This window comes from Gemmiger formicilis (assembly GCF_016901605.1).
Lineage (GTDB): Bacteria > Bacillota > Clostridia > Oscillospirales > Ruminococcaceae > Gemmiger > Gemmiger formicilis_B.
The window spans coordinates 1-7,779 of the sequence record NZ_JACJKP010000150.1; the positions used below are offsets into that span (position 1 = coordinate 1).

General features: G+C 56.7%; 9 protein-coding genes. 2 read left to right on the plus strand and 7 right to left on the minus strand.

Going from position 1 to position 7,779, the window contains the following annotated elements; all coding sequences use genetic code 11:
• The 3 genes from dnaK to hrcA all read right to left on the minus strand — a co-directional run.
• A partial coding sequence (dnaK, locus tag H6B10_RS11070; RefSeq protein ID WP_204651662.1) for a molecular chaperone DnaK occupies positions 1 to 1,396 on the minus strand: 1,396 nt, incomplete at its 3' end.
• An 80-nt stretch (positions 1,397 to 1,476) separates the two neighbouring features.
• Positions 1,477 to 2,076 (minus strand): nucleotide exchange factor GrpE, encoded by a 600-nt coding sequence (locus H6B10_RS11075; protein ID WP_204651663.1) that lies wholly within the window; start codon positions 2,074 to 2,076, stop codon positions 1,477 to 1,479.
• A 20-nt stretch (positions 2,077 to 2,096) separates the two neighbouring features.
• Positions 2,097 to 3,110 (minus strand): heat-inducible transcriptional repressor HrcA, encoded by a 1,014-nt coding sequence (gene hrcA, locus H6B10_RS11080; RefSeq protein ID WP_243427357.1) that lies wholly within the window; start codon positions 3,108 to 3,110, stop codon positions 2,097 to 2,099.
• A gap of 227 nt (positions 3,111 to 3,337) precedes the next feature.
• Here hrcA and H6B10_RS11085 point away from each other — a divergent pair, with 227 nt between their 5' ends.
• On the plus strand, positions 3,338 to 4,720 hold the full coding sequence (locus tag H6B10_RS11085) for an MATE family efflux transporter (RefSeq protein ID WP_204651665.1): 1,383 nt from the start codon (positions 3,338 to 3,340) through the stop codon (positions 4,718 to 4,720).
• A gap of 8 nt (positions 4,721 to 4,728) precedes the next feature.
• Here H6B10_RS11085 and H6B10_RS11090 read toward each other — a convergent pair whose 3' ends face one another.
• Positions 4,729 to 5,271 (minus strand): stage V sporulation T C-terminal domain-containing protein, encoded by a 543-nt coding sequence (locus tag H6B10_RS11090; RefSeq protein ID WP_204651666.1) that lies wholly within the window; start codon positions 5,269 to 5,271, stop codon positions 4,729 to 4,731.
• Positions 5,272 to 5,345: 74 nt separating this feature from the next.
• On the opposite strand from H6B10_RS11090, the gene H6B10_RS11095 reads away from it, so the two are divergent.
• On the plus strand, positions 5,346 to 5,822 hold the full coding sequence (locus H6B10_RS11095) for an NUDIX hydrolase (RefSeq protein WP_204651667.1): 477 nt from the start codon (positions 5,346 to 5,348) through the stop codon (positions 5,820 to 5,822).
• 44 nt (positions 5,823 to 5,866) lie between these two features.
• Here the strand turns inward: H6B10_RS11095 and H6B10_RS11100 are convergent, their stop codons facing one another.
• The 3 genes from H6B10_RS11100 to H6B10_RS11110 form a co-directional block, all read right to left on the minus strand.
• On the minus strand, positions 5,867 to 6,694 hold the full coding sequence (locus H6B10_RS11100; RefSeq protein WP_204651668.1) for a histidinol-phosphatase HisJ family protein: 828 nt from the start codon (positions 6,692 to 6,694) through the stop codon (positions 5,867 to 5,869).
• A 2-nt stretch (positions 6,695 to 6,696) separates the two neighbouring features.
• Positions 6,697 to 7,353 carry a bifunctional phosphoribosyl-AMP cyclohydrolase/phosphoribosyl-ATP diphosphatase HisIE gene (gene hisIE, locus H6B10_RS11105; protein ID WP_204651669.1) on the minus strand — a complete coding sequence of 219 codons (657 nt, stop codon included), beginning with the start codon at positions 7,351 to 7,353 and terminating at the stop codon, positions 6,697 to 6,699.
• A gap of 110 nt (positions 7,354 to 7,463) precedes the next feature.
• On the minus strand, positions 7,464 to 7,779 hold a 316-nt coding region (locus tag H6B10_RS11110), incomplete at its 5' end, for a HisA/HisF-related TIM barrel protein (protein WP_243427358.1).

The window sequence follows — 7,779 nt, forward strand, 5'->3', positions numbered from 1 at the left end:
TGCCGGTGCCCAGATCCTTGGCGCTTACGTGCACAATGCCGTTGGCGTCAATGTCGAAGGTAACTTCGATCTGCGGCACACCACGGGGAGCCGGAGCGATGCCATCCAGGTGGAAGGTTCCCAGGCTCTTGTTGTCCTTGGCAAACTCACGCTCGCCCTGCAGGACGTTGACTTCTACGCTGGGCTGGTTATCCGCAGCGGTAGAGAAGATCTGGCTCTTCTTGGTGGGGATGGTGGTGTTGCGGTCGATGATCTTGGTGCAGACACCGCCCAGGGTCTCGATGCCCAGGCTCAACGGGGTAACGTCCAGCAGCAGCAGGCCCTTCACGTCGCCCTGCAGAACACCGCCCTGAATGGCAGCGCCCACAGCAACGCATTCGTCGGGGTTGATGCCCTTGAAGGGCTCGCAGCCCAGTTCTTTCTTGACCGCGTCATAGACGGCGGGAATACGGGTGGAACCGCCAACCATCAGCACCTTGGCCAGGTCGGAAGCCTTCAGGCCGGCATCAGCCAGAGCCTTGCGGACAGGGGTCATGGTACGGTCTACCAGATCGGAGGTCAGCTCATTGAACTTGGCGCGGGTCAGCGTCATATCCAGATGCTTGGGGCCGTTGGCGTCAGCGGTGATAAAGGGCAGGTTGATGTTGGTGGAGGTAGCGCTGGACAGCTCGATCTTGGCCTTCTCAGCGGCTTCCTTCAGACGTTGGGCAGCCATCTTGTCGCTGCGCAGGTCGATGTTGTTCTCACGCTTGAAGTCCTCGGCCATCCAGTCGATGATGCGCTGGTCGAAGTCATCGCCGCCCAGGTGGGTATCACCGTTGGTGGCCAGAACTTCGGTAACGCCGTCGCCCATCTCGATGATGGAAACGTCGAAGGTACCGCCGCCCAGGTCGTAAACCATGATCTTCTGGTCAGCTTCCTTATCCAGGCCGTAGGCCAGAGAAGCAGCGGTGGGCTCGTTGATGATACGCTTGACGTTCAGACCCGCGATGGTGCCGGCGTTCTTGGTAGCCTGACGCTGGCTGTCGTTGAAGTAAGCGGGCACAGTGATGACCGCCTCGGTAACGGGCTCGCCCAGGTAAGCTTCGGCGTCAGCCTTCAGCTTGGAAAGCACCATGGCGCTGATCTCTTCGGGGGTGTAGTCCTTGCCGCCGGCATGGACTTTCTCGGCAGTGCCCATCTTACGCTTGATGGAGGAGATGGTGTTCTCCGGGTTGGTGATAGCCTGGCGCTTGGCAACCTGGCCAACCAGGCGCTCGCCGGTCTTGGTGAAGCCTACGACGGAAGGCGTGGTACGCGCGCCCTCAGCGTTGGCGATAACGACGGGCTCGCCGCCCTCCATAACGGCAACACAGCTGTTGGTGGTGCCAAGGTCAATACCAATGATTTTGCTCATACTATAAAACTCCCTTCAAATCTAACTTTGAATGTGGTAAATAGCTTTGTATCTGAAACGGGTCTTGCCCGATTCAACCATTATTCCGCAACAACGACCGTTGCGTGGCGGATGATCTTATCGCCGATCTTGTAGCCCTTCTGGAAAACCTGAACTACAGTGCCGCTCTCCTGCCCTTCGGTGGGCGGGACCTGCTGCACGGCGTTCATGAAGTTGGGGTCAAAGGGTTTTGCCAGCGCTTCGATCTCGGTAATGTGGAGATTTTCCAGCGCTTTGGCCGCTTTGTCCAGCGTCATCATAACGCCTTTTTTATAGTTCTCGTCGGTGCAGGCGGCATTGGCTGCCATGTCCAACGTATCCAGAATGCTCAGGATCTGGGTGACGGCGTGAGAAATGCCGTCGTTGAATTTCTGATCTGCCTCGCGCTGGGAGCGCTTGCGGTAGTTATCATACTCCGCCGCGGTGCGCAGCAGCTGATCTTTCAGCTCGGCATTCTTCTTTTCGCTGGCCTCCAGTTTGGCCTGCAGCGCAGCTTCGGCGTGATGGTGTTTTTCTTTCTTGTCAGACTTATCGGCCTTCTGCTCGGAAGCAGCCTCAGTCTTTGCCTCGGTTTCGGGGGCCTTTGCAGCCTGTTCAGGCTGGGCCGCCGTGGTTTTTTCTTTTTCTGTCTCGTGGCTCATTGCGGGTCCTCCTTCTATATTTATTGGCCCTGCCCGGCCATACTCTGGCCCAGCTTGACGGAGAAGTAATCCAGAATAGGAAGCAAGCGCCGGTATTCCATGCGGGTGGAACCGATCAGCGCAACCGATCCCGTCAGGCCACCGCCTGCCAGATACCGCTTGCTGACGATACAGGCTCCCGGCATTGCAGGGTCCAGGTCGCTGCCCAATGTGGCGGTGATTTTTCCGCCGTCCGGCCGAAGCAGCTCGGTGGCTGCTTCATTGTCGGAAAAGATTTCCAACAGCGTACCCAGGTTTTCCCGCACATCCGGCATCTTGGCCAGATACTGGGCGCCCTGCAGGCAGGCCTGCGGTCCTGTGGCTACCAGCGCCTGCGCTGCCAGCACCACCGGTGCCAGCCGTTCCCCTGCTGCCAGCACCATACTGGCTGTAAGCATCGGGGTCAGGTCCTGGGGCGCCACGAAGGTCAACCCGCGATTCAGAAGCTGAGCCAGGTTGGCGGCATCGTCCCGGGTCAAACCGGTATCTACCCGCGCCACGCGGGTCCGTACACCGCCTGCACTGGTCACTGCCAGCACCGCCGCCGAGTAACGCCCTACCTGCACCACCTCAAAGTGCGCAATGCACAGGTCCGGTGCCTGGGGTGTGGTAACTGCCGCTGCGCATTCCGTCAAATCTGCCAGACTGCGGGCTGCGGCAGGTGCCAACTTTTCAGGCTCCACATCCATACCGGCAAACAGATCGTCGATGTGTTCGCGGTCTGTTTCCGACAGCTTTGTGCTGCCGGGCGCTTCAATCAGATGGTCGAGATAATATCTGTATCCCTGTGCGCTGGGCACCCGCCCGGCGCTGGTGTGAGGTTGTTCCAGCAACCCCAGCTTGGTCAGGGCAGCCATCTCGTTGCGCAGGGTAGCGCTGGACAGCGCCATGTCAAAGTAGCTTGCCAGCAGTCCGGAACCTACCGGCTCACCGTCGCTGGCATACAGGGCAACAATAGCTTCCAGGATTCGCTGCTTGCGCGCGTCCATCGCCATGTTGCTCATCTCCTTTGCTGCGTTTCAGGTTTGTTTTAGCACTCCATATCTCCGAGTGCTAAGATTATTATAACCCCCTTTTCCCTCCTGTCAAGAGTTTTTGCAAAACTTTTTGCAAGTTTAACAGTTTCGACACAATCATCAACTTTCACTGCCTTGACACTGTAATGCGGGGGTTTTATACTTTCTTATATCCTTATTATATAAGTAAAGAAGGTTAAAAACACATGCAGGCTCAAACTGACGAAAAAGCCTTTCTGGCTACTGACCCGCTTGGCAAACTGCTGCTTCGGCTGGCACTTCCCACGGTAGCGGCACAGCTGATCAACATGCTGTATAACATTGTAGACCGTATCTATATCGGTCACATTCCGGAAACCGGCGCTCTGGCCCTGACCGGTGTAGGCGTCTGCCTGCCCCTGATCATGATCGTTTCGGCCTTTGCGGCCCTGGTTGGCAACGGCGGTGCTCCCCGTGCCACCATTGCCATGGGACAAGGCAACAAAGAAAAGGCCGAGCAGATCCTGGGCAACTGCTTTGCACTGCAGATCGTAGTCTCGGTCGTATTGACGGTGATTCTGTTTTTGGGGGACCGCACCTTCCTGATGGCGTTTGGCGCCAGCGGCAACACCATCGAGTACGCGGTTGCATACATGGACATCTACGCCATCGGCACCATTTTTGTGCAGATGACGTTGGGCATGAATGCTTTTATCACCGCCCAGGGGTTTGCCAAAGAAGGTATGCTTTCGGTGCTGATCGGTGCCGTGGCCAATATCATCCTGGACCCGGTATTCATCTTTGTGCTGGGCATGGGCGTTCGCGGCGCCGCGCTGGCCACCATTCTTTCCCAGGCGCTTTCCTGCCTGTGGGTATTGAGCTTCCTGTTCGGCAAACGGACGTTCCTGAAGCTGCGTTCCTCCAATATCCGTCTTTCGCCCTCTGTCCTGCTGCCCTGTGTGGCGCTGGGTGCTGCCACCTTTATTATGCAGGCCAGCGAAAGTGTCATCTCGGTCGCTTTCAACGCTTCTCTGCTGCAGTACGGCGGTGACCTGGCTGTAGGTGCCATGACCATTCTGTCCAGCGTAATGCAGTTTGCCATGCTGCCGTTGCAGGGACTGGGCCAGGGTGCCCAGCCCATTATCAGCTACAATTATGGTGCCGGGAAACGGGACCGTGTTAAAAAGGCCTATTTCCTGTTGCTGCGGGTCAGCTTCCTGTACTCTTGTCTGCTGTGGCTTTTGGTACAGCTGTTCCCTCAGGCGTTTGCCGCCATGTTTACCAGCGATGCCCAGCTGGTCGCCTATACCAGCCACGCCCTGCGCATCTACGTAGCTGCGCTCTTCCTGTTCGGCATTCAGATGGCCTGCCAGATGACCTTTACCTCCCTGGGCAAGGCAAAGCAGTCCATCCTGGTGGCAGTTATGCGCAAGTTCATCCTGCTGCTGCCGCTGATCTACATTATGCCTCAGCTGTTCCGTGCCGACCAGGCCCAGGCCGTATACATGGCCGAGCCGGTAGCCGACACCCTGGCGGTTCTGTTTACTGCCGTCCTGTTCTTCTTCACCTTCCGCAAGGTACTGCGCCAGATGGAAACCAACCCTGCCTGAGCAGGATATCACTCTTCCATCCAACGGGATAAAAAACTGGCTGCCGTGGCAATGGCCTGGACCGTTTCCGGCCGCGGTACCGGGTCCCGGGCCATGCCGGGCAGAAGAACTGCTCCCTCTACATCGCCATGGGCTACAATGGGGGCCGCGCACAGAACCAGCCGCTCTCCCCGCTCGAACAAACGCAGCCGCCGGGCGGCATTTTCCGGGGCGGTGTAGATAGCCCGGGCCGCCAGAAGATGCTCTGTTTCCGGGGAGATTTCCCGGTCCATCATCTCATTTTTGCCGCTGCCGCTGGCAGCCATTATGCGGGCCCGGTCGCACACCAGCACCGTACAGCCCAGACTTTTGGCAAGTACATCGGTATAGACTGCCGAGATCTGCCCCAGTTCTACCAACGGCGAGTATTTTTTGAATACCACTTCCCCATCTGCGGCTGTAAAAATTTCCAGCGTGTCCCCCTGGCGGATGCGCTGGGTACGGCGGATTTCCTTGGGGATCACCACACGCCCCAGTTCATCAATGCGGCGAACAATTCCGGTTGCTTTCATATCAATTTCCTCCGCTTGGTGTTTTATGGTAGTATCTGCTAAAACCGCCGATTTATGTACAGGAGGTCCCCTTTATGGACTTATTGCAAACCACCTTATGTTATCTGGAGCGAAATGACTGTTACCTGATGCTGCATCGCGTCAAAAAGCAGCACGACGTGAACCACGACAAGTGGATCGGCGTGGGCGGAAAATTTGAACCCGGTGAGGATGCCCTGACCTGCGCACTGCGGGAAGTACGGGAAGAAACCGGCCTGACCATGCAGAACCCCCAATACCGGGGCATCGTGGACTTTTACTGCGCCCCCTGGCCCGCCGAACGGATGCACCTGTACACCTGTACCCGATTCACCGGCACCATGACCGACTGCAACGAAGGAACGCTGGAATGGGTCCCGAAAGCCGCCGTGCAGGATCTTCCCATCTGGCCGGGTGACAAACTGTTTTTCCGTCTGCTGGCCGAGGAGGCCCCCTTCTTTCACCTGGAACTGACCTATAACGGTGACGTTTTGACCAACGCCGTTTTGGACGGGCAGCCGGTAACCCTGTAAACAAAAAATCCCTGTACCGTTTGGTACAGGGATTTTTACTTTTATCAGAGTTCGCAGGTCTGGAAGCCGTTCTTGCCCAGCACCTGAACCTTGGTGTAGCCCAGCCCTTTCAGTTTGGCTGCAGCCTCTTCGTAACCGAAAGTCAGTGCCTTGGCAGTATGGGCGTCTGCCGTGATGACCACGTTGCCGGACAGTGCCAGCCAGTCCTTGAGGATTTCGTCCGAGGGGAAGAAATCCTTGCGGAAGCCGCGGAACACCGCAGAAGTGTTGACTTCCAGCACGCAGCGGTTCCGGGCAGCCGCCATCAGGGCGCTGTCTGCGGCCGCTTTGTAACGGGGATCGTGCTCATCAAAGAATTTGCCTTCGCCGTTGATCTTTTTGATTAGGTCAAAGTGTCCCAGGATGGTCGGCTTTTTCTCCGCCACCTTGGCAACGTTGGCAAAGTAGGCTTCCACAACAGCCAGCCCGTCACCGTCAAAATCATCGGCGATGCAGGCAGCCAGGTCGCTCTCGCGCCAGTCAATCTCGTAGTATTTACCGGTTTTGGGGCCTTTGACATAGTGGGTGCTGCCGATAAAGTAATCGTAGTCCAGAGGATCATCGTCGCTGTAAAGATCCCATTCCAGGCCGCAGAGGATATCCAGCTTGCCGGCATACCGCTCCTTCAGTTTCGCAATCTGCGCTTTATAGAGCGCGGTGCGGCTTTGGGTCATGCAGTACTCCAGATCGCAGGGGGTGTGGCTATGCCCACTGAAGCCCAGCGTCTGAAGTCCCGCGCGCCATCCCGTGACCGCCAGTTCCTCTAAGGTGTTTTTGCCGTCGCACAGTTTGGAATGTACGTGGACGGAACTTTTCAGGTATTCGCCCGCCATAATTACTGCATCCTTTCCTGCTTTACTTTATGGTCAATAACATGCCGTTTTTCCAGTTCTTTCGTGATATCTTCCACCGAGATGCCCAGTTCGATCATGAGCACCATCACATGGTAGGCCAGGTCGCTGATTTCGTAGATCGTTTCTTCCTTATCACGCTTGCAACCTGCGATAATCACTTCGGTCGATTCTTCGCCGACCTTTTTCAGAATCTTTTCCAGCCCTTTGTCAAAGAGGTAGCTGGTGTAGCTGCCCTCCTGCGGATTGGTTTTGCGGCCTTCGATCAGCTCATACAGCCCCTGCCAGGTAAACTGCTTCAGTTCATCCGAAACATAAACCGGGTTGAAGAAACAGCTTTCGGCGCCGGTATGGCAGGCCGGGCCGGTCTTGATCACATCAATAACCAAAGCGTCCTTGTCACAATCGGCCGTAATGGAAACAACGCGCTGCACATTACCCGACGTTTCGCCCTTGCGCCAGATCTCCTGGCGGCTGCGGGACCAGAACACCGTGCGCCCTTCGGCGATGGTAAGTGCCAGAGTCTCGGCATTCATGTAGGCAAGGGTCAGCACTTCTTTGCTGTAGTGGTCCTGCACAATGGCCGGAATCAGGCCGTTGGCGTCAAAGTGCAGCGATTGTGTATTCTGGGTCAGTTCCATGGGAGAAAACCTCCTCCTCCATAACGTTTGGTGCGGGCCGCACCACCGGTACCGCCCGCCCAAGGAAACATATTTATAGTGTACCTGTTTTTGCGGCTTTTGGCAAGGGGTCACAGCCGCATTTCGATGTCGTTTTCACGCAGATAGCGTTTCAAATCGCGGATATCCACCTGCTTGGTATGGAAAATAGACGCAGCCAGCCCGGCATCCACTGCCGGATGATTCCTGAACAGTTCCAGAAAATCCTCCTTGCAGCCGGCACCGCCCGAGGCAATGATGGGCACCGCACAGCGCGCCGCCACTGCATCCAGCAATTCCAGATCAAATCCATTTTTCACACCATCGGTGTCAATGGAGTTGACAACCAACTCTCCTGCCCCGTTCCGGACGCCCTGTTCCAGCCAGTCCAGCGCGTCGATACCGGTG